22 protein-coding genes are annotated in these 23,194 nt (G+C 36.8%); 9 read left to right on the top strand and 13 right to left on the bottom strand.

The genetic code is table 11. The features are described 5' to 3' along the window. Positions 1 to 84: 84 nt before the first annotated feature. Positions 85 to 954 carry a peptidylprolyl isomerase gene (locus ACGLXV_RS09885; RefSeq protein WP_391558442.1) on the top strand — a complete coding sequence of 290 codons (870 nt, stop codon included), beginning with the start codon at positions 85 to 87 and terminating at the stop codon, positions 952 to 954. A gap of 47 nt (positions 955 to 1,001) precedes the next feature. Here the strand turns inward: ACGLXV_RS09885 and ACGLXV_RS09880 are convergent, their stop codons facing one another. From ACGLXV_RS09880 to ACGLXV_RS09850, 7 genes are all read right to left on the bottom strand, one after another. Then, positions 1,002 to 1,172: a sporulation YhaL family protein gene (locus ACGLXV_RS09880; RefSeq protein WP_119707120.1), complete on the bottom strand. Its 171-nt coding sequence runs from the start codon at positions 1,170 to 1,172 to the stop codon at positions 1,002 to 1,004. A gap of 99 nt (positions 1,173 to 1,271) precedes the next feature. Next, positions 1,272 to 2,216 carry a 3'-5' exoribonuclease YhaM gene (gene yhaM / locus ACGLXV_RS09875; protein ID WP_119707119.1) on the bottom strand — a complete coding sequence of 315 codons (945 nt, stop codon included), beginning with the start codon at positions 2,214 to 2,216 and terminating at the stop codon, positions 1,272 to 1,274. Positions 2,217 to 2,327: 111 nt separating this feature from the next. Then, on the bottom strand, positions 2,328 to 5,312 hold the full coding sequence (locus tag ACGLXV_RS09870) for an ATP-binding protein (RefSeq protein ID WP_391558441.1): 2,985 nt from the start codon (positions 5,310 to 5,312) through the stop codon (positions 2,328 to 2,330). Positions 5,313 to 5,324: 12 nt separating this feature from the next. After that, a complete protein-coding gene (locus ACGLXV_RS09865; protein WP_391558440.1) occupies positions 5,325 to 6,545 on the bottom strand; it encodes a metallophosphoesterase family protein in 1,221 nt (406 codons plus the stop codon). Positions 6,546 to 6,823: 278 nt separating this feature from the next. Beyond that, complete coding sequence (locus tag ACGLXV_RS09860; protein ID WP_391558439.1) at positions 6,824 to 8,077, bottom strand: ABC transporter permease; 1,254 nt, start codon at positions 8,075 to 8,077, stop codon at positions 6,824 to 6,826. Continuing rightward, positions 8,070 to 8,969, bottom strand: a complete 900-nt coding sequence (locus ACGLXV_RS09855) for an ABC transporter ATP-binding protein (RefSeq protein WP_391558438.1) — start codon at positions 8,967 to 8,969, stop codon at positions 8,070 to 8,072. Before ACGLXV_RS09855 ends, ACGLXV_RS09860 begins: the two co-directional genes overlap by 8 nt. Before the next feature lie 136 nt (positions 8,970 to 9,105). Continuing rightward, a complete protein-coding gene (locus ACGLXV_RS09850; RefSeq protein ID WP_391558437.1) occupies positions 9,106 to 9,894 on the bottom strand; it encodes an enoyl-CoA hydratase in 789 nt (262 codons plus the stop codon). 120 nt (positions 9,895 to 10,014) lie between these two features. Here ACGLXV_RS09850 and ACGLXV_RS09845 point away from each other — a divergent pair, with 120 nt between their 5' ends. Further along, positions 10,015 to 10,506, top strand: a complete 492-nt coding sequence (locus tag ACGLXV_RS09845; RefSeq protein ID WP_391558436.1) for a GNAT family N-acetyltransferase — start codon at positions 10,015 to 10,017, stop codon at positions 10,504 to 10,506. Between the two features lie 31 nt (positions 10,507 to 10,537). On the opposite strand, the gene ACGLXV_RS09840 is transcribed toward ACGLXV_RS09845, so the two are convergent. The 4 genes from ACGLXV_RS09840 to ACGLXV_RS09825 form a co-directional block, all read right to left on the bottom strand. Then, the gene (locus tag ACGLXV_RS09840) at positions 10,538 to 12,049 is read right to left on the bottom strand and encodes a coproporphyrinogen III oxidase (RefSeq protein WP_391558435.1); all 1,512 of its coding nucleotides are present in this window, start codon (positions 12,047 to 12,049) and stop codon (positions 10,538 to 10,540) included. Positions 12,050 to 12,146: 97 nt separating this feature from the next. Next, positions 12,147 to 13,013, bottom strand: coding sequence for a Cof-type HAD-IIB family hydrolase (locus ACGLXV_RS09835; protein ID WP_391558434.1), 867 nt, complete (start codon positions 13,011 to 13,013; stop codon positions 12,147 to 12,149). Between the two features lie 139 nt (positions 13,014 to 13,152). Next, positions 13,153 to 13,506, bottom strand: a complete 354-nt coding sequence (locus tag ACGLXV_RS09830; RefSeq protein WP_119707111.1) for a YlbF/YmcA family competence regulator — start codon at positions 13,504 to 13,506, stop codon at positions 13,153 to 13,155. A 68-nt stretch (positions 13,507 to 13,574) separates the two neighbouring features. After that, positions 13,575 to 14,714, bottom strand: a complete 1,140-nt coding sequence (locus tag ACGLXV_RS09825) for a DUF445 domain-containing protein (RefSeq protein WP_391558433.1) — start codon at positions 14,712 to 14,714, stop codon at positions 13,575 to 13,577. 105 nt (positions 14,715 to 14,819) lie between these two features. Between ACGLXV_RS09825 and ACGLXV_RS09820 the strand changes: the two genes are divergently transcribed. Genes ACGLXV_RS09820 through ACGLXV_RS09805 form a run of 4 tightly spaced genes read left to right on the top strand, consistent with a single transcriptional unit; the run spans position 14,820 to position 19,692 of the window. Beyond that, complete coding sequence (locus ACGLXV_RS09820; protein ID WP_391558432.1) at positions 14,820 to 16,244, top strand: YheC/YheD family endospore coat-associated protein; 1,425 nt, start codon at positions 14,820 to 14,822, stop codon at positions 16,242 to 16,244. Beyond that, positions 16,204 to 17,295: a YheC/YheD family endospore coat-associated protein gene (locus tag ACGLXV_RS09815; protein ID WP_391558431.1), complete on the top strand. Its 1,092-nt coding sequence runs from the start codon at positions 16,204 to 16,206 to the stop codon at positions 17,293 to 17,295. Before ACGLXV_RS09820 ends, ACGLXV_RS09815 begins: the two co-directional genes overlap by 41 nt. Next, positions 17,273 to 18,643: a YheC/YheD family endospore coat-associated protein gene (locus ACGLXV_RS09810; RefSeq protein ID WP_391558430.1), complete on the top strand. Its 1,371-nt coding sequence runs from the start codon at positions 17,273 to 17,275 to the stop codon at positions 18,641 to 18,643. The genes ACGLXV_RS09815 and ACGLXV_RS09810 overlap by 23 nt, the downstream gene beginning before the upstream one ends. Beyond that, positions 18,640 to 19,692, top strand: a complete 1,053-nt coding sequence (locus ACGLXV_RS09805; RefSeq protein WP_391558429.1) for a YheC/YheD family endospore coat-associated protein — start codon at positions 18,640 to 18,642, stop codon at positions 19,690 to 19,692. The genes ACGLXV_RS09810 and ACGLXV_RS09805 overlap by 4 nt, the downstream gene beginning before the upstream one ends. A gap of 41 nt (positions 19,693 to 19,733) precedes the next feature. Here the strand turns inward: ACGLXV_RS09805 and ACGLXV_RS09800 are convergent, their stop codons facing one another. After that, entirely contained in the window at positions 19,734 to 19,994 is a 261-nt protein-coding gene (locus ACGLXV_RS09800; protein WP_119707106.1) for a metal-sensitive transcriptional regulator, read from the bottom strand. Between the two features lie 146 nt (positions 19,995 to 20,140). Between ACGLXV_RS09800 and ACGLXV_RS09795 the strand changes: the two genes are divergently transcribed. Next, positions 20,141 to 21,043 (top strand): PucR family transcriptional regulator, encoded by a 903-nt coding sequence (locus ACGLXV_RS09795; RefSeq protein WP_391558428.1) that lies wholly within the window; start codon positions 20,141 to 20,143, stop codon positions 21,041 to 21,043. 116 nt (positions 21,044 to 21,159) lie between these two features. Beyond that, positions 21,160 to 22,257 carry an ABC transporter ATP-binding protein gene (locus tag ACGLXV_RS09790; RefSeq protein WP_119707104.1) on the top strand — a complete coding sequence of 366 codons (1,098 nt, stop codon included), beginning with the start codon at positions 21,160 to 21,162 and terminating at the stop codon, positions 22,255 to 22,257. A gap of 39 nt (positions 22,258 to 22,296) precedes the next feature. Here the strand turns inward: ACGLXV_RS09790 and ACGLXV_RS09785 are convergent, their stop codons facing one another. Next, entirely contained in the window at positions 22,297 to 22,539 is a 243-nt protein-coding gene (locus ACGLXV_RS09785; protein ID WP_391558427.1) for a hypothetical protein, read from the bottom strand. 270 nt (positions 22,540 to 22,809) lie between these two features. On the opposite strand from ACGLXV_RS09785, the gene ACGLXV_RS09780 reads away from it, so the two are divergent. Beyond that, on the top strand, positions 22,810 to 23,016 hold the full coding sequence (locus ACGLXV_RS09780) for an alpha/beta-type small acid-soluble spore protein (protein ID WP_066058898.1): 207 nt from the start codon (positions 22,810 to 22,812) through the stop codon (positions 23,014 to 23,016). The last annotated feature ends 178 nt before the right edge of the window (positions 23,017 to 23,194 follow it).

The following is a 23,194-nucleotide window of genomic DNA, read 5'->3' as shown; positions in this document are numbered from 1 at the left end:
ATTTTTTTTTGCTCTTCCCATAAGGTATGGTATAGTAATGTTTGTGACCGAATGATACGAAATAATTTTGTAGGAGTGTTCAAGATGAAAAAATGGATGTTATCCCTATCAGTCATTGCTGGTATCGTTACGTTAACTGCCTGTAACAATGCCAATGATTCTGCATCGGTTGTAGAAACGTCTGCAGGGGATATTACGAAGGACGAGCTTTACGAGGCAATGAAAGAAAAATACGGAGAAGCTACTTTACGTGAGCTTGTTTATGAAAGAGTTCTTTCTGACAACTATGAAGTAAGCGATGAAGAGTTAGATGAAAAAATTGCTGAATTAAAAGAACAACTAGGAGACAATTTTGAAGTTGCTTTATCTCAATATGGATACGATAGCGAAGAAGACCTTCGTGAAACGTTTAGAATTGGTATGCTACAAGAAAAAGCTGCTGTGAAGGATATTGAGGCTACAGAAGAAGAAATGAAGAAATACTACGAAAACTATAAGCCACAAATCAAAGCTCGTCATATTTTAGTTGAAGATGAGGCAAAAGCAAAAGAAGTTAAAAGCAAGCTTGATGCTGGAGAAAAATTTGAAGATGTTGCAAAAGAATTCTCAACAGATACAGCTTCTGCAGCAAACGGTGGAGACCTTGGCTGGTTCGGAGCTGGACAAATGGTTGCTGAGTTTGAAGAGGCTGCCTATGCACTTGAAGTCAACAAAATCAGTGATCCTGTAAAAACAGAACATGGCTACCATATTATCCAGGTAACTGAGAAGAAAGAAAAGCAATCATATGAAGATATGAAAGCTGAAATTGAACATCAAGTAAAAGTGTCCAAGCTAGACGAAGCATCGATTACTGAAGCAATGGAACGTGAACTTAAGGATGCAAAAGTAGAAATCAAAGATAAAGATTTAGAAAAAGCATTGGACAGTGAAGAAACAACAACACAAGGCTAATAGTAGCCTTCTAAGTAAAAAGGGTTCCAGAATATCTGGAACCTTTTTTATTGAGCAGAGCGGCCTTCTCTGGCTCTCTCAACCCTCTTCATATAAATTTCTCCTTCTCGTTCGATACTTTGCATTTCTTCCTCTCTTTCTTTCCTCCCAGTACGAAGTGCCATCATTGCACTTATAAAAATACCAGCAACTACAAAGTAAACCCAAATCGGTATCATAGAACGTCCTCCTTTTTCTTTAATGGTTGTCCAAGTCTTTATAAACCATATGAGATAAAAAACAAAAAAATGCCCATTAAGAGCATTTTTCGCAAGGTATTATTTATGAAACGTTGGCTTATAAAATGACCTTTGCTCTAGAGGGAAAATTCTTTCGGTAAACTCACCAGGTTTCACTCTCTCTAATGCACGGTCTAGCATATTCATTTTTGCATCTAAATTATCAATATAATGAAGTATTTCTGCTTCTTTAATTAATGGTGGTTTTGGACTCCCCCACTCAGCCTTCCCATGATGGCTCAATACAAGATGCTGGAGGATAACGACTTCTTCACCAGCAATATGAAGCTCATCTGCCGCTTTACCAATTTCGTTCACCATAATAGAGATATGACCTAAAAGATTGCCTTCGACGGTATATGAAGTCGAAATCGGTCCAGATAGTTCCGTTACTTTCCCTAAGTCATGAAGAATGATTCCAGCGTATAATAAATCTTTATCCAAGCTAGGGTATAGCTCAGCTATTGCCTTAGCTAAGTCAAGCATACTAACTACATGGTAAGCTAGTCCTGAAACAAACTCATGGTGGTTTTTTGTTGCAGCTGGATACTCTAAAAACTCATTCAAATGTTTCTTTAATAAATGCCTTGTAATTCTTTGGATATTAGGGTTTTTCATTTCAAAAATATATTGTGTAATTTTACTAGACATTTCATCCTTACTAACAGGTGCTGTTTCGAGGAAGTCAGCTAACTTCACAGAATCTGTGGGAGCTGCAGGTCGGATTTGTCTTAGCTTTAATTGATTACGTCCACGGTAGTTCTGTATTTCCCCAACGATTCTCACTATTTTTTGTGCTGCATATATTTTCTCATCTTCATCAGATGCATCCCAAAGTTTCGCTTCTATTTCACCACTTTGATCTTGGAAAATAATCGTTAAAAAGGGCTTACCATTACTAGCGATCCCTTTTACAGAATTTTTTATTAGTAGAAACTGTTCAATAGCTTCTCCTACTTCATAATCAAGGATACCTTTTGACATTAAATACGCCCCTTTCTATGATTCTAGTATAGCATAATTAATCATCATAGAAGTCAATATTCATAGACGGAGATGATGGTAATTCTTTCGGCTGTAAAAGTAATCCCGTCCTCACTTCAACTGAGGAACAGGATTTTCATCGAGACGGATGATATGGCTATTTTGTAAATCCTTCAATAAATGACGGTGGCAAGTGAAAAATAAAACTTGGTTATTCGTTATTTTCTTTAATAATTGAAGAACACGACTCGTTCGAACGTGATCAAAGTTTACAAAGCTATCATCAATCATAATAGGGAAGGGTCTCTTTTTATAAATGGTCGTCACAAGGGCAAGTCTTATCGCAACATACACCTGCTCCATTGTCGCTTGACTTAGTTCATTTGCTTCGAATACAGAATAATCTTTGCGATGAATATGAAACCCACTTTCATTCTCTTTTGGAACAATGCGTTGATAGTTGCCATCTGTTAAAAATGATAAGTATTCCTCGGCTTTTCCTAAAACGGCCGGCAGCTTTTCTTCATTAAATACCCTCATGGTTTTGTTCAATAGCTCTTTTGCTAGAGCAATGCGTGCCCAGTCTTTTGCTTCATCCTCTAGCTCCGCTTTCAATTGCGTATACTTATGAAGGAGTTCTGAATATTTTCCTCCTTCTTCTAGAATTGAAATTTGGTGTTTTGTTTCAGAAAGAGTCTTTAGAGCTTCCTCACGTCCTTTATGATTATTCTCAATTTCAGCACTCTTTTCTTTTATCGCTTGTTCAATATCAGTAATCTTGATCAATTTTTCGATTACTTCCTTTGTTAAAGATGAAAAAGCGATTTGCTTTTGAAGTTCTTCTACTTTATTTCTTTCCTCCGTTTGTTTGTCCATTTCAAGACCTGCACTACGGTACTCCTCTTCACTGTTTACTTCAGCTAAAACAAATAACTCTTTCATTTCAGTAACAAACTGTTTCAGCTCAGTTTGGACCCTCTCAAGCTCATCTGTACTTTCTTCGAGTTTTTCGTTTTTTCCACTGAATATTATATACTTTTGCTGTTCTTCTCTTAATCGATTTCTTAGTTCCATTGCAAGTTGTGACAATGGTATATGTTTTTTTATAAATATCCTTCCGAGTTCTTCGATACGATTTGAAATCCTTTGAATGGCGTCCATCTTTTTATCTATTTGTAATTGAAGGGCGTTTTGCTCATGAATTATGCGTTTGATACGTTCTAAGAGGTCAAATGCGTCTACTAAATATGACTTTGTGACTTCTTCTGATAAACATAGTTTTTGCGCAATTGATTTCAGTTCAGATTCCATTTCTGCGGACTCAGTTTCCCATTTTTCAAACTCTGAAATAATTCGTTCATAATGGTTATTTTGTTGTTCCCATTTAACGTTAAGGATTTTAAACTCTTCCGCTTTTTGTTTCTCCTTTTCCAATCGACCGCTATACTCGTGAAATTTCTCAGTATTTAATGCTTGCATTTGTACATCTAGTTCTTTTTCCTTTTTTATTAATTCTTCTAATTGCGTTCGAACATTTTTCTTTGTTTTCTTCGTTTTCGTGAAAAGTGAAGAAAACAACACAATAAGAAAAAGACTGATACTAATAAGAATTAATAAAGATTCTGATTTCAGAAGACCAAACACACCAAGGAATATACATACGAATGTAAATGTCAGTAATTGAAAGAAACGATTCTTCGATTCCTTATTTGCCTCCTCTTCATATCCCATTAACATATTGATTGTTTGTTTCACTTGTAATAGCTCACTTTTTAAGCTAGATGGACTTGAGTGCTTTACCTTTTCCTCAAGCTCACGAAATTCCTTCTCCGAAAGTAACTCACTCTTACAAGATGCTATTCTTTTCTCAAGTAACTCTAAATCCAACTTTTCTTGCTCAAATAACGCATCAAGTTCTTCTTTCTTTTCATTGAGCTTCCATTGTTTTTTATGCGCTACGTTCACACGTTCCTTCATAAACATACTTGTATCAATATTCAAGAGTGTATCATCGTTTAGAGGAATATGTAATTTGTCCAGCATCTCTCTTTTCTGTCTCTGAAGATGTTCAAGCTGAATGCGCAAACTTTTTTCTTCCTCACTGAGCGTTTCAAGTAAAGGAAGTCTGTCCAACGCTTCTTGAATGTCTACTTCCTTTCCTAAAAGTTCGAGATTTGGTTGAGAATTACTTATCTCCTCATTAAGCTCTAGAATTTTCCTATCTAGCCTTTCTTTTTGAGCTTCCAACGGCTTCATCCATTGAATGATTTGATCTAGTCTTTTTATGCCATCTACAGGAAACTTAATAGGAGGTTTTTCCTTTATTTTCTCTTTTACATATTCAAACTCTTTTACAACTGGTTCAAGCTTTTTCCATTCTTGTAGCTGCTGTAGCTCTTGCAGTAAGTCTTCTTCTATTCGAGCTAGTTGGTAGATTTCCTCCACTAGCTCATCGCGTTGCCGTACCAACTCCCAATAGCCTTCATTTTTATTTTCTGAACTCTTTAACTGACTATAAACTTCTTTTAGCTCTTTTAATTTTTCATTAATAACAGGTTTTTTTCCACTTGGTTTAAACCTTTCATCCAACTCTTTCTGAAGGGTCGAGTTTATCGACACCAAACGATCTGTACCGACAGCACCCGTAGAAAATAAAAACCTGCCCAAATCCTCTTTTTTCAGTTGATGGATATTTTGTAGCCCCTGCAGATTAAATGAAAAGATAGATTGGTAAAGAGATTTATCCATATTTGATAAAAGCTCTTTAAGGAGATCCTCTCCTCCCCTTGTTCCATCCTCTAAAGTAACGGTAACATCACCTGTGGCTTTGCCTTTCGTTCGTTCAATAACGATGCGACCTTTATCGCTTGTTTCAAGGAGAAGCTTCCCACCGTACCTAATTCCTGATTTCGGCTCATACCTCTGCTCTGCCTGGACTTTTGTTGGAAACCCAAACAACATACTATGTATAAAGGACATGATCGTTGATTTGCCTGCTTCGTTTTCTCCATAAAAAACGGAAAAGGAATTTAGATTAGAAATCGTAACATTTTCTAATTTACCATAACCATAAATTTGTATTTCTTTAATTATCATGTCTTTCACCTCCTACTCTTTTAACAATTGTTCCACTAGAAAACTCTCCGCATATCGTATCATTTCTTTTTTTTCCTCATCGGTTAGTGGGTTCAAAAATTTCCTTGCTTGAGGATGCTGATATAATAAGTCTAGACCTCTTTCAAGTTCCACTGGTTCCTCTGAAAGGCGAAATAACTCCCCATAAAAATCAGTTTGATTTGCCAATGTCTCCTTATCCCAGATGCACTGTTCTTCAGCAGTTACAGCATATGGCCAAACAAAGGAAGCCTCTTCTCTTTCATCTTCTTGAAGAGCTTCCAATAAATCATTTAAAATGTCTCTTTCACTTGGATTAATTTCCTTTAAAAGCTTGGTTAGATGGAGTTTAAGCAGAATTCCTGTCTTATTTTCTCTCTCAGCATCAATCACGCTTTTACAAGTTAAGTAAAGTTGTTCAAACCCATTTACTTCACTTACATTGATTTCCTTTTCTATCCATACACAATCTGAGGTAGGAAAGAACTCAAAACTCTTCTTCCCTTCCTCTAACACAATCAGATAGCCTCCTTTAATCCCTGTTTCCTTTCTATTTCGCCCTTGCGTATTTCCCGGATAAATGACTGGAGGATCTTGTGAGAGGATCATGCGCTTATGAATATGTCCAAGAGCCCAATAATCAAAATCCTTGTCAAGTAATTCCTTTAATGAAAAAGGGGCATAATTTCCATGATCATGATTTCCTTCGATGTTTCCATGTAAAATTCCAATATGAAAATCTGCATCTTCCTCTTTCCGATAATCAACTATTTTTCTTTCAAAAACATGCCGGCTAGGATAACTAAAACCGTATAAATGGATATGGAGTCCACTTGCTGTTTTATATACCTTTCTTTCAACATCTGTAGAAAAGATATGTACGTTCTCAGGCATATCAAGATGAGCCCAACTTCCTTCTAGGTGATCATGGTTTCCATGAATAGCAAATACAGGTATTCCATGAGTTTGAAGCCGCTTCATTTCATTACGAAGTCTTGTTTGGGCTTTAATACTTCTATCCTCACTATCAAATAGGTCGCCAGCTAAAATAACAAAATCGACTTTTTCCTCAATCGCCTTATTCACGATTCTTTCAAGTGCGACAAATGTACTTTCCTTTAGGCGTGAGAAAATGGTTGGAGGCAAAGACTTCAGCCCCACCATCGGACTATCTAAATGCAAATCAGCAGCATGAATAAATTTTACTCGCTTCATAATCGTTCCTCATTTGGATTTCTATTTTTCTATATTTTAGCATCTTAAAAATACGAATGCACGTTCTAGCGAAAAGCGGAGGCGGCCGTTTAGCAACGTATGGACTGGAGAGCTTCGACTGAGATAAAGGAAACACGAAGAACGTAAGAGATTCGATGTTGACTTATCGTAGGGAGAAGCTCGAAGTACACTAGTTGCTGGGCGCTGGAGCTGGACAATTTTCAAAGTTCAATACCTTTACTAAATGAAAAAAAACAAGCTTCAAAATCGAAGCTTGCTTATTCATTCTTTGTAAGCTGGAGGGCTTTTTTAATGTCTTTAAAAGAAGTTGATCGTCCATACATTAATACGCCACCTCTATATACTCTTGCACCAAAGATTGCTAGAAGAATAATAGTGACGATAAGAATTGCAATTGCTAGTATTGGCTCCCATATTGGTAACGATAACATACCAACCCTCATAAACATTAGCATTGGAGCAAAGAACGGTATATATGAGGAGATTGTGATGAAAGGTGTTTCTGGTTGACCTAATCCAAACATAGCGATCATAAAACCAGCAACAATCAACATCGTCATTGGTGTAATCATCTGCTGAATATCTTCTATTCTACTAACAAGTGACCCAAGAAAGGCAGCAAGAGTTGAATATAGGAAGTATCCCAAAATAAAGAATACAACGGCATATACAATGGTAGCTAACGGTATATCTCCAAAACCAAAGAAGCTAAAAAATCCCCCTTGCATCGTATCAAGATTTTGCTTAATGGAAGCATAACCTACACCAAGTAAAACAGCCATTTGTGTAATACTTAACAAACCGATACCAAGAATCTTAGCAAACATCTGCTTAATTGGGGATACACTTGAAATAAGTATCTCCATAACACGAGAAGATTTTTCCGTCGCAACTTCCATTGCAATCATGTTTGCATATAGAATCACAGAGAAATAGATGACAAATAAAAGTACATAAACAAGGCCTCTTGCTTGGTTTAGTTCTTCCTCTGTTTTTGCGTTTTTTTCTAATGCTAGTTGCTCGAAGTCAACAGGCTCATACAGTTTTGCTAGCTCCTCTGATGAGAGTTCCATTTGTGTGGCGGCTAACTGTGTTTTCAATTGCTGAAGGCTATTTTTCACCTCATTTGCAATGGTTGTATCAGCAATGGTCATTGCATGATAGGTTGCTTCAGGTAAGTTTACGTTGTTTAAACGTACAAGAAGTAGTCCATCATATTTACCTTCTCTAATCGCTTCCTTTGCTGCTTCCTCGTCCCCGGTAAATTTGGTTAGTTTAATATCTTCATTGACTGCTTCAACTTGCTGCTTTAATGGAGAGAAAAGTGCTCCACTCTCATCAACAACTGCAATTTCCTCTCCTGATTCTCCTTTATTAAAATACTCCATCACGTTCGAGAGATTCGTAAGACCTAAAATAAGTATTAAAGTAACAGCTGTTGTAATAATAAATGATTTCGATTTCACTTTACTCATGTAAGTATGAGCCAGGATAATCCAAAACTTATTCATACGAGGCACCTACCTTCTCGATAAAAATATCATTTAAACTCGGCTCCTCAAGAGCAAACTTTCGTATAAACCCGTAAGGTACAATTTCCTTAAGTAGTTTCTCTGCTATTTCTTCCCCCGTTATTTGAAGATGAATTCCTTCCGCGGTCATTTTGTGCTTTATCACTCCAGGAAACTCTTTTAAAAAGTCGAGTGAAAAATCAGCATGAATTACTACATTTTTCTTACCAAAGCTTTTCTTTATATCCCTAAGAGAGCCATGTACAACAGGGCTTCCTTTATGCATGATACATAAATGTTCACACATCTCTTCTACATGCTCCATTCGGTGACTTGAAAAGACAATCGTTGATCCGTTTTTCTTTAAGTCCAGTACGGCCTCTTTTAACAACTCGACATTTACAGGGTCAAGTCCACTAAAAGGTTCATCTAGTATAAGCAATTCTGGTTTGTGTAGAACGGCTGCGATAAACTGAATTTTTTGCTGATTTCCCTTAGAAAGCTCTTCAACCTTTTTGTTTGCATATTCAGGAACTTTAAATCGTTCGAGCCAATTTTCTAATTCCTTCTGTGCCTCTCCCTTCTCCATTCCTCTTAACCTTGCCAAGTACACAATTTGTTCCTTTACTTTTAATTTAGGATACAGTCCACGTTCTTCAGGTAAGTACCCAATATATCTGCTCGTTGAATAATTAATGGGTTTTCCGTTCCATGTGATTTGTCCGTCACTACTATCCATTAAGCCTAAAATCATCCGAAAAGTCGTTGTCTTCCCTGCTCCATTTGCCCCAAGAAAACCAAACATCTCTCTCTCTGGTATGGTTAAAGAAAGATCGTTCACTGCCGTAAACGTTCCAAAACGCTTCGTTATATTTTCAATTTTTAACACCATGTCCTTCCCTCCTCTTTCATAAGGTATTACGTGCGAGAATGGAAAAAGTTGCATTTTTTTATACTTCTATTTTGCAAGAACCTATTCACCTATGTAAAAATAAAACTCAGCCAGTAACTATTGGCTGAGTTTCTTTTCACTTCCCTTTAAACTGAGGTTTTCGTTTTTCTACAAAGGCACGGATTCCTTCTTTGTGGTCTTCCGTTTGTCTCATTTTATGCTGTGCATATTTCTCAAGCTCAAGAATTTTTAATAATTGTGGACGGTTCTTTTCAACCAATATTTTCTTTGTTTTAATCATAGCTTGAACTGGTTTCTTTAAATACTCCTCCAGCTTATGATTTAATGCATCCAAATAATTAGGAGCTACCTGATGAATTAGGCCTTTTTGTAATGCCTCATTTGCAGTCATTACTTTTCCTTCCCAAATTAGCTGTTTTGCTTGATCCTCACCCAACTTTTTCTCAAGGAAGAAGTGAGCTCCACCATCAGGTACGAGACCAATTCCAATAAAATTCATGGCAAGCTTGCTTTTTTCATCAGCTAGAATATAGTCTGTCGCTAAAGCTATACTTAGACCTAGACCAGCAGCAGAACCTGATACAGCACTAATAGTTAGCTTTGGTAACGAATAAAGAGTCATTACCAATTCGCTAATGCTGTCCATCACATTAAAGAAATCGCTTTCATTTGTTTCCTGTAGCATCATTTTTATATCGCCACCTGAAGAAAAGGCACGTTCGTTTCCAGTTAAAACCACAACATCAATATCATCTGTAATACTTATTTCCTTTAATTTTGTCGTCAATCCCTTGATTAGCTCCAGATTTAGTGAATTTAAGCTCTCAGGTCGATTCAATTGTATCGTTGCCACTCGGCCATTCACATTTACTAACACTATATTGGACTCAGTATTCGTTTTCATCCTTCTCCCCTCCCACTGACTTCTCTTCTATTATTATATCGGTATTCCATTGGATAAAAAACTAATTATTTTAAATTATTCCAAAAATCGGTATAGTTAAGAAGGAAAGGAGTGTTCTTCTTGAAATCAACCTACTCGTATAATCAATTTTTTATTACAACGAACAAAGATCTTTTAAATCTTGATGTAATTGAACAATTTATCTGTCACGAATCCTATTGGGGAAAGGGAATGACTCGCGATTTAGTAGAAAAATCCATAGAGAACTCTAATGTATGTTTTGGACTGTTTGATGGTAATCCTCAAGAAAACTCTTCAGCCAAGCAAATTGGCTTTGCTCGGGTAATAACTGATTTTGTTAGATTTGCTTATTTAGCAGATGTTTTTGTGATAAAAGAGTATCGTGGTCAGGGATTAAGCAAATGGTTAATCGAAACGATTGTTAGTGAGCCAAAACTAAAGGGCGCTGCCTTTCATTTAACCACCAGGGATGCACACAGCCTGTATGAAAAATTCGGATTTCGCCCAATCGATCAACCGGAAAACCGAATGCTGCGACCATTAAATATCGAACAAATATACAAAGCATACAAAAAAGCCACGGATAACTAATTTTCCGTGGCTACAACATTTACCAGCATCCTTACTTTATAGAAGAGCTTGGGGTTGAGAATAAGCTAGTGAGTATTTCTAGTTTATCATTTGTATATTTCTCATATGAGTCGTTGTATGTCTTTGGGTCCTTAGGATTTGAAAATTGCGTAATCTTTCCCGTTGAAGGCTCAATAAATTTACTTGCAGCACCACAGCCTAAACCAATGATTGTCTGCTGTTCTTCCATAATCATAATATTATAAATGCTCTCTTGATTAGGAAGCGCGTATCCTACATTCTCCAGATTTCCTAGAATATTCTTTTGTCTATACAAATAATAAGGGGCATAATTATGTTCTTTCGTCCAGTTTTCGGCAAGCCCCATCATTTCTTCAATTTCACTACGTTCCGCAACCTTGTATTTGTCTTTATTTTTCGTCATCTCGGAAGCACGTTTAAAGGAAAGGGTATGAACAGTTAACGATTCTGGCATAAGCTTCTCAGTCTCTTGAAGAGTATAAGAAAACTCCTCCACACCTTCTCCAGGCAGACCAATAATTAAGTCCATATTAATATTATTCATTTCCATTTTTCGTGCAAGCTTAAATTTCTCAATCGTTTCCTCTACCGTGTGATGACGACCTATCGCTTTTAATGTTTCTTGAATATATGATTGTGGATTAATACTTATTCGATCAATATTCCACTTTTTTAATACTTCTAGCTTTTCAGGTGTGATGGTATCAGGCCGACCTGCTTCTACCGTTACTTCACGAATATTTGCCACATCAGGAAAAGACTCGTACATTTCTTCATAGAGCATGTCCATTTCTTCAGCAGTAATACTTGTAGGAGTTCCACCACCATAATATACAGTGGTGATTTTCACGTTATTTTCTTTCAACCACTGTCCGATCTTTTTCATTTCAAAATGCAGGCCACCTAAAAATGAATTCACAGATCCTTGTCTACCATTAATAGCATAGGCAGGGAACGTGCAATAGGCACATTTCGTTGGGCAAAACGGAATACCAATATAAATGCTCACTTCATTTTGCAGTTGATACAAGTCCGGAACAACGGATAATTGACGATCAATGATGTTCTGCATTAATTGAATCTTTTCATCAGAAATCATATACTCCGTTTGAAGCTTTTTGTGCGCTTTCTCTTTCGGCATCCCTTCATGCAGCATCTTGTGGAGAAGTTTCGTTGGTCTTATCCCTGTTAAAATCCCCCATTTCTGTGTCATTCCTGTATAAGTTTGTAGAACAGATAAATATACATAAGAAATCGCATGTTTAATCATTCTCTCTTTTTCTTTTTGAGAAAGATCATCTGAGAGGGCTTTTTCATAATTTGCATGTAGTGGTTCGGAACCTGGTATTTCAGCTTGAACATGAAGCCAATCCGATACTCGCAAATCAAAATTAACTGTTAACTCTGCTTGGTCCGAATGGTTTTCCATGAATACTTTCGTTTCTTCAAAAAATAGGTTAGCTATATTAGTAAGTGGGCGGTGGAATTTCTCTTCCATTAATCCATGTATATTAATCTGCAAAACAATCACCTTTTAGTTAAATTTATTTCATTGCCTTAAAAGTGTACAAAAATGAAAGGTATGGGTCAACTTTCAATCGTTGATCCATACCTTCCAATTACTTGATAATATTCATTTTCTTTAAGAACTCAATTGGCTGTTGCTTACGAAAGTGTTCCTTTACTACATATCCGACTCCATTTTCATTATTTGATCGAGTGACCCAATCTGCTGCCTTTTTTACTTCAACGGGTGCATTCCCCATGGCAACACCTAATCCCACCTTTTCAATCATATCTATATCATCTATCGCATCGGCAATAACAACCATTTCTGAACGCTTCACACCTAGTCTTTCTCCTAAGTATAAAAGACCCGTTAACTTTGATACACCCTTTGGTACAATTTCTAATCGAAGATCATCAAGCTTCAATGTATCCACTTCATCATACATCGTGTAGATAGCTTTCTTTGCGTCCTGAAGGTCTTCCTTTCTCTCAAAATAAATTTCAATTTTTGGTGGACTACATGGTTCGTCTGAAATTGCATCGCTTAATGAATCAACATATTGTTGTGAGTAAAAGACAGGATCCCCTGAAGAAAACACTGTTTTTGCTAGTAAATTATTGCTAACTTTTGAGCGATTGGCCAATGAATACCGATCATCTACTAAACGAATTTGACAATGAAAGGCTTCTAATAATCGAACCAGCTCAAAGGTGACATCCTCCGAAATTCTTCTTACTAATACCGGTTGATCCATCGAGCTTGCGATATAAGCCCCTCTGTGTGTGACTAAATAGGAATCGAGCTTTAATGCCTTTGCCACTTTCTTTGCTGATGCAAAGCTTCTAGATGTCACTAACGTAACATAAATTCCCTTTCCCTGGACATATTCTACGGCTTCCTTGGTTGACCTTTGAATTCGACCGTTTGATTGAAGAAGCGTTCCGTCTATATTTATAGCAAGCAGACGATAAATCATAGTTAGTGCCCCCCACCTTCATCATTTCCCTTTATATCACATGTATGAAAACAGCGAGGCAATTAGAACAATCAGAAGGCAGAGTTTGTTGTTCGAAAAGAAAAAACACTTTATCCAAATAGATAAAGTGTTTTAGTTGCTATTGTCCCATAGCTCCATAGAGTTCTTCTAGTGGCTTCATAATAATTTGATTTAATTCACCAATAATCATGCTCATTCTTTGTTCAGCTTCCATTAGCTGAGCAATTTTTTCATGTTGTTGAACAAGTGCTACTGTTTTTTGTGCTTGCTCAACTTCCTCTTGAGTAATTTCTTGGCCCATCATTTGCTTTTGCTGTAATTCAAGCTGTAAGTTACGAAAATTCTCAAACATTTGTTTTGCAGATGGATCAGCGTTTACTTCATCATAGATTCTTTTTAAGCTCGCATATTCATTACTTGAGCGAATCGCCTTTTCTAATTCATAAGCTGCATCATGTAAATTAACCGCCATATTTATACACTCCTTTTCAAGAAATCCTTCCAACTATACCAAACAATTCAATAAAAAGCGAATAATCCCTATCCAATGAATAGAACAACAATCCCCTGGAAAAGGCCGATAACTCCTCCTAACAATGCTCCTAAGTACGTAATCATTGTTAATTCACTTCTAGAAATGGACAATACCATTTCCTCCAGCCGTTCTACTGAAAACGTTTCGACTTGCTCTTTCACAATTTCTGCTAAATGTAATCGTTCAAGGATTATCTCCATGCGGCCAGTAGTCCAGTCGAAGACTAAGCGTAAGCCAGCTGGAACAAAATCATTAATGATGTCCTCACGATTATTTTCAAGCAGTTCTGAAATAGGTTTTTGTATAAGTTGATCCATCTTCACAAGTTTTTTTACGGTTTGATTGATCAGTTGCAATAATTGCTCTTTTCCTAATTGCTCCTCAAATTCTTCCGTTTTCTTATTTAATAGCTTTTCCCATTCTTTTGAAAGGAGTGTCGTTATCAGATCCTTTGTTCCCTCATTTTCAAGGAACTTTAAAATTTCTGGACGAATTTTTTCTGTGAGGTTTACATTCCCAAGGAACATCTGTAGCATATTCCCTAACATTCCACTTCGTTCACGGACAAAATCATTAATCATTTTTTCCACTCTAAGCTGACCTTCGGCACTATTAAAGTAATCCTTACCCTTTAATAGAATATATTCGCTAATAACAGGGATCTTTTCACTTAATTTTTCTTGAAGCTCCTTCGGAAGCACATCCTTTATTGGTTTCTCCCTAAAGCGAGGCATCACTTCTTCGTATTTGTTATGAATAAATAAGGTCATTTTTTCAGATGCACTTGTTTCTATATGCTTAAAGCCTAGCCGCTCAAAGACTTGTGCCAAAGTAAGCTCGCTTCTTAACAGTTGAGTAAGCTCCGTTTGAGCAACGGTAATCATATCCTTTTGGAATTGCTCATTTAAAAATTTCTTTTGGATACTTTCAGGAGTTAGCAGGTGGTCAACCACCATTTTTCCCATTTGTTTTGCTAATTCATCTCTTCGCTTAGGAATTAATCCAGGAGTAAACGGCACTCTCCATTTTCCTATATAAAGTGCTCGATACGGGCGGAACAGCATTTTAATGGCAAGTGAGTTAGTAAATCCTCCAATCACTGCTCCAATGACAACCATAAAGATTATGGTTATTGCTACATTCATACAACATCTACCTTCCATAAAAATTTTCACAAATGTTTTCGCTTTTTCATACGATACCGTATCAGCTTTTGCCCATATACATGGTCAATAGAAAGAGGTATCGTGATGGCTACTTCTTACTTACCTATTACGGTGATTCCTACCGAAACGTTTCAAACAAAAGAAAATTGTATTCAGATAAGCCGAGCATTAGCAAGTTATTTTCACATTTTAGCACGTCCTACCATATTTCTAAAGATTGGTAAGGTGTGTATCGAAGTTTATGTCGAAATAAGGGATTTACCTAAGAACGAAGTACACCTACCTTCATTCCTAGTCTCACAATTTAAAATACCTAATAAGGCAACAAAGTATTTAACCATATTTATTGAAGAGTCTAACACCTTAATAGTGGGTCCTATTGTAGCCCTTATGACAGACAGTACGGAAACGAATCATGAGCCGAATTTTCGGTCTGTTCATACATTTTGCGAGGAACTTCATTACCATACACAGCAAACAGGTGGACTTTTTTACGTATTTAAAAGTGATGATTTTTCAATAGATGAAATCAGTGGCTATTACTATAATGATGGATGGAAAAAACATACATTCCCACCACCTGATGTAGTTTATAACCGTATTCATTCAAGAAAAAAGGAAAGAAGTGACTATTTTAATAACATTAAAAATGAAATGACAAGATTGAATATTCCATTCTTTAATGACCGATTCTTATCTAAATGGGATGTTCATGAACTGTTAATTCAAGAAGAGCATTTGCAACCACATCTCCCAGAAACATTACTATATACGGAAATCAATTTTCTTGAATTATTAAATAAACATTCGAGCCTGTTTATTAAACCCATTCACGGCAGTCAAGGGCGAAAAATCTTACATTTATATAAAGAAAGTCATTCATTTATCGTAAAGGTATCAACTGGAACACAAAGTGATGATTTCATGTCCTTTTCTAAAGTTGAGCAATTTTTTAAATGGTTTTCACGCTTCCGAAAAAATTCAACTTATATTATTCAGCAGGGCATCCCCTTGCTTTTATATAAAAATCGCCACATTGATTTTAGAGTATTATGTCACAAAAATCGTTATAATGCATGGAAAGTCACCTCTGTAGTAGCCAGGATATCAGGTGAAAAACAATTTGTAGCCAATATCGCTAGAGGTGGCGAAACATATAAACCCATTAAAGCGTTAACTGAGCTCTTTGAAAGAAATGTGGCGATCCAGCAACTCGAGCATATGAAAGAGTTATCCAGAGAAATTGCAGCTGTTATTAGTAATAATACAGATGGCATAACCGGTGAACTGGGTTTAGATATAGGCATTGATCAGGATGGAAAGCTTTGGCTGATTGAGGTCAACTCAAAGCCCTCGAAAAACTTCGAAGAGCAGGAAGTTAAAATCCGTCCTTCCACTAGAGCAATTATGGAATTATGTACAACACTCGCTTTCGAGTACAAAAGCAAGGAATTGGAGGAGAACACTCATGCTGACCTTTGGATTCATGACATTAAACCTGAGGAATGAAAATTCTTATTTCAGTGGAATTGCACAGGCTGCCAGCAACTATGGAATCAGCTGCTTTAGATTTGTCCCATCGAATATTATGCCAACCTCAGAACTTATCGTTGGCGAGAAATACAATCCGAGCGAATCCCGTTGGATAGAAGCGGAATTTCCTCTTCCTGATATTCTGTACGACCGATGTTTTTATGGTGATGATACACATTCCAAAAGTTGCCTTTCCATTGTACGCTGGTTAAAAACACGAACAGATGTAACCTTTTTAGGTTATGGTCTTCCAAACAAAATGGAACTTTATGATGTCTTGAATCATTCAAAGCTCCATCCTTATCTCCTTCACTCAGCATTAGTTGCTCATGCTGATCAAGTGATACACTCGCTTTCACATATCAATCCAGCCATTATTAAGCCCATCAATGGTTCTCAAGGGAAGGGCATTTACTTTATAAAAAAAGAAAAAGATCAATATATTGTTGAAACTGATAAAAAAGGGAAACATGTGAGCCGAGCTTTTGAATCAAAAGAACTATTTTCAACTTGGCTTCAATCTCTTTTAAAGAAGAAAACATTTCTCATTCAACCTTATAAACATTTAACCAATAAGGATGGGCATCCTTTTGACCTTCGGATATTGCTGCAAAAGAATCAACATGGAAAGTGGATTGTTCGTGGCAAAGGTATTCGTGAAGGTTCTGTTGGATCTATCGTCTCAAATGTTAGTGCTGGGGGAAAAATTCATACCTTCGAGGACTGGTCAAAAGAAAATTCTCCATCTTCTTTTCTTCTAAAAGAAGTTCAATATATCTTGTCCCTCCTTCCAAATGTTTTAGAAGGTACCTTCCGTCCTTTATTTGAAATCGGTGTAGACATCGGAATCGCGAAGGATGGATCACTATGGATACTTGACGTAAATTCAAAGCCGGGAAGAAAAGTAGTTGTTTCCACCACACCAGAAGTAAAAGCTGTGTTAGAGTTAGCTCCCATCCTTTATGCAAAACACCTGATGGAGCAAAAAAGGAGTTTGATGAATCATGAAAAAACAATATCGAATTGACATTAGCGACCATCTTGAAAGAGGTACGGTATACTTTCCGGCTGAGCTTTCTAATCATCATGCTCCAACTCGTATCTCTTTCGGAACATTTGCGATTCAAGCAACATGCTATCCACACCCAGATGGGAAAAATACTCTTGTTCTTAGTCCTGACATTGCAGAAGCTATTAAATTCCCATCTTTAGACATTCCCTTCCATCTATTTATTGCAGAAAAGACCATTCATGTTGGTCCTCTTATTGGAATTTTCACCTCTGGTTTTACTCCATTTGCCATGCGGCCGATTGGAGAAAGGTCCATGTTCTTTTCCAAGTTATTATCTGTTAAAAAGTTTGTTGGAGCCCTCCCCTTTGTTTTTGGTGAACAGCATATCAATTGGGAGGAAGGAACGATTGAGGGACTTATCTATCACAAGAATGGTTGGGAATCCATTATTTTGCCGTTCCCAAATGTCATCTATGATCGACTTCCAAACCGACGGAGCGAGAAAAAGGCGGCATTACGGAAAGTAAAAGATCGATTGCAATCCGAGTATTTAATTCCTTGGTATAATCCAGGCTTTTTTAATAAATTAGAAGTATTTGAGAGGCTAGAATCGGTTGACGCCGTGTCTTCTCTATTACCAGAAACACATCCTTTTACTTCCTTTTCAATGATTGAAAGAATGCTTTCTTTATATGGTCATGTATATGTAAAACCGATGAACGGAAGCTTGGGCCTTGGAATTTATCAAGTCCTTTATGATCGAGAACAAAATCATTATTATTGTCGGTTCCGAGATACCGATGGAATCAATCGTCTTAGAAAGTTTGAAACATTAGAATCTTTAATGAAGCATACGTTTCCGAATAACAAGCTAAATCATCTTATTGTTCAACAGGGGATACACTTACTACGCCATGAGCGCTGTCCAGTCGATTTCCGAGTTCACACCAATAAAGATGAAAATGGCCGTTGGAAGGTTACCGCCGTTGCAGCAAAAGTAGCTGGACCTGGAAGTGTGACTACACATGTAAAAAGTGGTGGTTGTATAAAAACAATTGAAGAAGTGATTGAGGATAAAGAAGAGCAAAAGAAGCTACTGCAAAAATTATCCGAAGCTAGTCTTCTACTAAGCCATGTATTAGAAAATCATATGGAAGGCATTGTTGGAGAAATTGGGTTTGATTTAGGAGTCGACCGAGAAGGAAAAGTTTGGCTTTTTGAGGCAAATTCAAAACCAGGTCGTTCGATCTTTAATCACCCCGATATGAAGGAGTTTGACCTATTAACTCGTAAACTTTCACTAGCATTTGGTGTCTTTTTATCAGAACAAGCGATTAAGCAGCCAGGAGAGGTCTTTAAATGACTTCTCTTATTCTTAGGAATATGAATCCTTTTATCGGTATTCTAACCAGTAAAAAAGGTGATAAGAATCTAGTTGGAAATATTCCGTTGTTCCGATCCATTCAACAGGAGTTATTGAAGACAGGAGGAACATCTATTGTATTCTCTCCTGATGATATCTTAAGAAATGGAATAAAAGCAGCAAAATATGATCCTAGTAATAATACATGGGAGACTGTAGTGGCGCCCTTCCCAAACCTAGTATACAACCGGGTTCCGTTTCGAAAACACGAAGACACCGCCACCTTTAAAGAAGCTGTAACTCTCTTTAAAAAACAATCAATACCCTTTTTTAATCCAGGTTTTTTAAACAAATACGATTGTTACTTACAGTTCAAGGAGCATATAGATCTAAAACAGTATTTCTTACCGACAATAAAAATCGAAGACAAAACAGAACTAGAGGAATTTCTATTAGCTCATCGCTCTCTTTATATAAAACAAGCAAATTCTTCAATGGGAAGAGGCATTCATATTATTAAGTTACAAAGAGATGGTAAAGTTTTGCTCATAAACAATAGGCAGCAAACTATTTACCCTGATTTTCATAATTACTGGGGAAAATGGTCTAATAAATTTCTCAATATATTATATATTGCGCAGCAAGCAGCAAGTCCTCAACTTTATCAAGGGAAACGGTATGATTTTAGAATATTAGCTGTTTTCCAAGGTGAGAAGCATGTCCCTGTAGGTGTAGGTGTTAGACAATCAGGCCATCAACAAGTAACTACACATATTCCTAATGGAGGAAAGCTACTTCCTTATTCACAATTTCAAACCCAGGACCAAGACCTCTTGATCAAAAAAATAGTAGAGCTTTGCGGGAAAGAATTAAATAGGAAATACGGGTTCTTTGCTGAGTTCTCCATCGATCTGGGGTTAACTTCAGATGGAAGATTTGTTATTTATGAAATTAATTCAAAGCCAATGAGCTTCGATGAAAAAACGATCGAGGAAAAACGGGTAAAGATGCTTTGCGAGCTTTTCCGTTCCACAATAGAAAAGAAGTAAAAAGACACACTATTTATCACATAGCGTGTCTTTTTACTTGTCTATCGACTTTTTACTATCATATTTACAGCCTCTTGGATTGCATCCTCGGCGTTTTTCCCTTCGTCATTTGCTTCACGAATACATGCCTCTAAGTTTTTTGCTACAATATATCCCATCGCACGGTCAACAGCCGAGCGCACAGCTGATAGCTGAGTTACCACATCTTTGCAATGTTTTTCCTCTTCCATCATACGTATTACACCACGAACCTGCCCCTCAAGACGTTTTAACCGGTTTTTCATTTCTTGTGAGTATTCCAATATATTCACCTCTCAACTATCGATACGGTATCCCCTATTGAATAGATTATATCGTATTCTTTTCTTAAATAGAAATTATAAGCCAAATTATTGATACCAGGCTTTACCTGTTATAATAAGATATACAAAGATTTGGGAGCAATCATATGCTAAAAAAAATTCAACACTTATTCAAAGACAGTAAATATTTAAATCAAAAGCCTACACTTGAAGATACAAAAGAGTATGACTGGTTTTATGAAGAATACGAAGACGGTTGGGTTGGAATTAGAAAAAACATGTTAGACCCAAAAGAAAAACAGCTACTGGATGCCCTTTTCCATTCTTTTGAACCACCAGTCATAGAGTTTCAATCTCAGGGATGGTACAATTTTTTATTTTCAGATGGAGGGGTCCCTTTACAAAAACAAGAGCGACGGGTTCGAATCATTCACCTTCATTGTTCAGGTGAGGACTGGGAGCAAAAAGATTTAGAACTTGCATTAAAAGGCTTTTTATCTGAAGAAATTATTATTTTTTGGGAAAGTCCAAATCATGCTGTACTTATTGAACACGAATCTCACAGCTTTTTAATGGCAGAAAATTTCTTGGAAATCTCTGAGACATTTGAAAATGATCTTTACTTACGTGTCAGTTTCTTCATTGGAAAGTTTCACTCTGCCACTGAGGAATTAAAGGAATTATTCCATCAAGACCGTCTATTTTTCAAACAATCTTTAGAATGGAAGCGGAAGGAAAGAGTTTTTACATTTGAGAACATTTTCCCAACTTTGCTTTCGCACAGTCTCCCAGCGGAGCTTTTAAAAGCTATAGAATTACAACTTCTTCAGCCTTTAATGGACGATCCAGAAACGCTCGCAACCATTCAAGTATATTTAGAAAATAATTTAAACGCGAGTGTCACTGCAAAAAAGTTATACATTCACCGAAACACCTTACAATACCGGGTAGACAAGTTTACAGAAAAAGCTGGCGTCAATCTAAAAGATTATCCTAGTGCCATTACCCTTTATATCGCTTGCTTACTCCAATTACAAAAGCAAAGATAGCACATTGCCCAATTTCCTTCTCCTTATTTTTGTGCACTATTCACATAGTACAAGAACTCCCAATCATGTAATCTATACATAAGAAAACGATTACAGATCATTGGGAGGAATTAATTATGGCTGAGTTAGTTTTAGATCATATTTTCAAAATTTACGACAATAAAGTAACTGCTGTTGAAGACTTTAACCTTCATATTCAAGATAAAGAGTTTATCGTATTCGTTGGACCATCTGGTTGCGGAAAATCAACAACTTTACGTATGATTGCTGGTCTTGAAGAAATCTCTAAAGGTGATTTTTCTATTGATGGTAAACGTGTAAATGATGTTGCACCAAAAGATCGTGATATCGCCATGGTATTCCAAAACTATGCTCTTTACCCACATATGAGTGTATATGACAATATGGCTTTCGGATTAAAGCTTCGTAAGTTTCCTAAGGATGAAATTGATCGTCGTGTTCAAGAAGCTGCAAAAATCCTTGGTCTAGAACCTTACCTTGATCGTAAGCCAAAAGCACTTTCTGGTGGTCAACGTCAGCGTGTAGCATTAGGTCGTGCAATTGTCCGTGATGCAAAAGTATTCTTAATGGATGAGCCATTATCGAATCTTGATGCTAAACTTCGTGTTCAAATGCGTGCTGAAATTGCGAAGCTTCATCAACGCTTACAAACAACAACTATCTACGTAACGCATGACCAAACAGAAGCTATGACAATGGCTACTCGTCTTGTTGTTATGAAGGACGGAGTTATTCAGCAAGTTGGAGCACCAAAAGAAGTATACGAAAAGCCTGAAAATGTATTCGTTGGTGGATTTATTGGATCACCAGCAATGAACTTCCTAAGAGGAAAAATCGAAGAAGGTAAATTTGTAGCAGGCAAAACTTCTATCGCTATCCCAGAAGGAAAAATGAAAGTACTTCGTGAACAAGGGTATGTTGGTAAAGAAATTATTCTCGGTATCCGTCCGGAAGATATTCATGATGAGCCTGTTTTCATCGAAGCTTCTCAAGGTACAAAAATTCATGTGAAAATTGATGTATCAGAATTAACTGGTGCTGAAACAATGCTTTATTCAAGCATTGAGGGTCAGGATTTTGTAGCGAGAGTAGACTCTCGTTCAGATATTAAACCTGGTCAATCAATCGATTTAGCATTTGATTTGAACAAAGCTCATTTCTTCGATGTAACTACAGAATCAAGAATACGTTAATCACCTAGGATGCAGCACGAGCGCGCTGCATCCTTTTTTCTATTCTTGTATGAATTGGACCACATCGTTATAACAAGAGGGACACTTATATAGATGCGGACAGAGTCCCTTAGCATAATCCTCGGGATATCCATCTTCAAGCTTCATTAAGTCAATTGGCATATAGGCACTATAGTCATCAAAAAAATCCATTAACCTTCCTGCTTCCTCTAATTCACTTCCGCATGTACTGCAAGTAAAGTATTTTTCTTCAAGCCCGTTACAAACTGGACATATTCCCATTTCTCTTCCCTACTTTGTTTTTTTATTAGTTTGAGAAGCATATCACCTGTTCATGTAAGGCAAAAAGAAATTATGAACAGGAAAACATTACCTGTAGTTTATTTCGAATAGGATCAAAAAAATCATCCATAATATTGAGTAAACACAGCGACAACAAGTCGCCAACAACAAAAACTTTTATAACGGGCTATGCTGAAAGCTTGATTTACTAAAATCAATTTGGTTCAATCCAAAATAGTCCACCAAAAAAACTGAAGGAGAGTGTTCAACATGGCAAACAACAATTCTTCAAACCAACTATTAGTACCAGGAGCAGAGCAAGCATTAGAGCAAATGAAGTACGAGATCGCTAGCGAATTTGGTGTAAACCTTGGTGGCGAAACTACTTCACGTGCTAACGGATCTGTAGGTGGAGAAATCACTAAGCGTTTAGTATCTATGGCTCAACAATCTATGAGCGGTTCTTTCCAACGCTAATTTAACTTAAGATAGTACAACAATTGAATAAGGTATGGCTTAGCCCTCTTCCATTCCGGAAGAGGGCTTTCATATTATGCCCAAATAAAAAACAGCCTTTCGTAATAAAAGGCCGTTTTTATGATTCTTTTATGATTGTAAATCCAATAAAGTAACCTAAAACCATAATACTTGCAAT

The sequence above is a fragment of the Robertmurraya sp. genome (assembly GCF_036676585.1).
Taxonomy (GTDB): Bacteria; Bacillota; Bacilli; order Bacillales; family Cytobacillaceae; genus Robertmurraya_A.
This window is presented reverse-complemented; position numbering and strand designations above follow the sequence as displayed.

Excerpts from the sequence above, each read along its gene's own strand:
- ACGLXV_RS09885 (WP_391558442.1), top strand. The coding sequence starts at position 85 with ATGAAAAAATGGATGTTATCCCTATCAGTCATTGCTGGTATCGTTACG.
- ACGLXV_RS09880 (WP_119707120.1), bottom strand. The coding sequence starts at position 1,172 with ATGATACCGATTTGGGTTTACTTTGTAGTTGCTGGTATTTTTATAAGT.
- yhaM (WP_119707119.1), bottom strand. The coding sequence starts at position 2,216 with ATGTCAAAAGGTATCCTTGATTATGAAGTAGGAGAAGCTATTGAACAG.
- ACGLXV_RS09870 (WP_391558441.1), bottom strand. The coding sequence starts at position 5,312 with ATGATAATTAAAGAAATACAAATTTATGGTTATGGTAAATTAGAAAAT.
- ACGLXV_RS09865 (WP_391558440.1), bottom strand. The coding sequence starts at position 6,545 with ATGAAGCGAGTAAAATTTATTCATGCTGCTGATTTGCATTTAGATAGT.
- ACGLXV_RS09860 (WP_391558439.1), bottom strand. The coding sequence starts at position 8,077 with ATGAATAAGTTTTGGATTATCCTGGCTCATACTTACATGAGTAAAGTG.
- ACGLXV_RS09855 (WP_391558438.1), bottom strand. The coding sequence starts at position 8,969 with ATGGTGTTAAAAATTGAAAATATAACGAAGCGTTTTGGAACGTTTACG.
- ACGLXV_RS09850 (WP_391558437.1), bottom strand. The coding sequence starts at position 9,894 with ATGAAAACGAATACTGAGTCCAATATAGTGTTAGTAAATGTGAATGGC.
- ACGLXV_RS09835 (WP_391558434.1), bottom strand. The coding sequence starts at position 13,013 with ATGATTTATCGTCTGCTTGCTATAAATATAGACGGAACGCTTCTTCAA.
- ACGLXV_RS09830 (WP_119707111.1), bottom strand. The coding sequence starts at position 13,506 with ATGGCGGTTAATTTACATGATGCAGCTTATGAATTAGAAAAGGCGATT.
- ACGLXV_RS09825 (WP_391558433.1), bottom strand. The coding sequence starts at position 14,714 with ATGAATGTAGCAATAACCATAATCTTTATGGTTGTCATTGGAGCAGTG.
- ACGLXV_RS09820 (WP_391558432.1), top strand. The coding sequence starts at position 14,820 with ATGGCTACTTCTTACTTACCTATTACGGTGATTCCTACCGAAACGTTT.
- ACGLXV_RS09815 (WP_391558431.1), top strand. The coding sequence starts at position 16,204 with ATGCTGACCTTTGGATTCATGACATTAAACCTGAGGAATGAAAATTCT.
- ACGLXV_RS09810 (WP_391558430.1), top strand. The coding sequence starts at position 17,273 with ATGAAAAAACAATATCGAATTGACATTAGCGACCATCTTGAAAGAGGT.
- ACGLXV_RS09805 (WP_391558429.1), top strand. The coding sequence starts at position 18,640 with ATGACTTCTCTTATTCTTAGGAATATGAATCCTTTTATCGGTATTCTA.
- ACGLXV_RS09795 (WP_391558428.1), top strand. The coding sequence starts at position 20,141 with ATGCTAAAAAAAATTCAACACTTATTCAAAGACAGTAAATATTTAAAT.
- ACGLXV_RS09790 (WP_119707104.1), top strand. The coding sequence starts at position 21,160 with ATGGCTGAGTTAGTTTTAGATCATATTTTCAAAATTTACGACAATAAA.
- ACGLXV_RS09785 (WP_391558427.1), bottom strand. The coding sequence starts at position 22,539 with ATGGGAATATGTCCAGTTTGTAACGGGCTTGAAGAAAAATACTTTACT.
- ACGLXV_RS09780 (WP_066058898.1), top strand. The coding sequence starts at position 22,810 with ATGGCAAACAACAATTCTTCAAACCAACTATTAGTACCAGGAGCAGAG.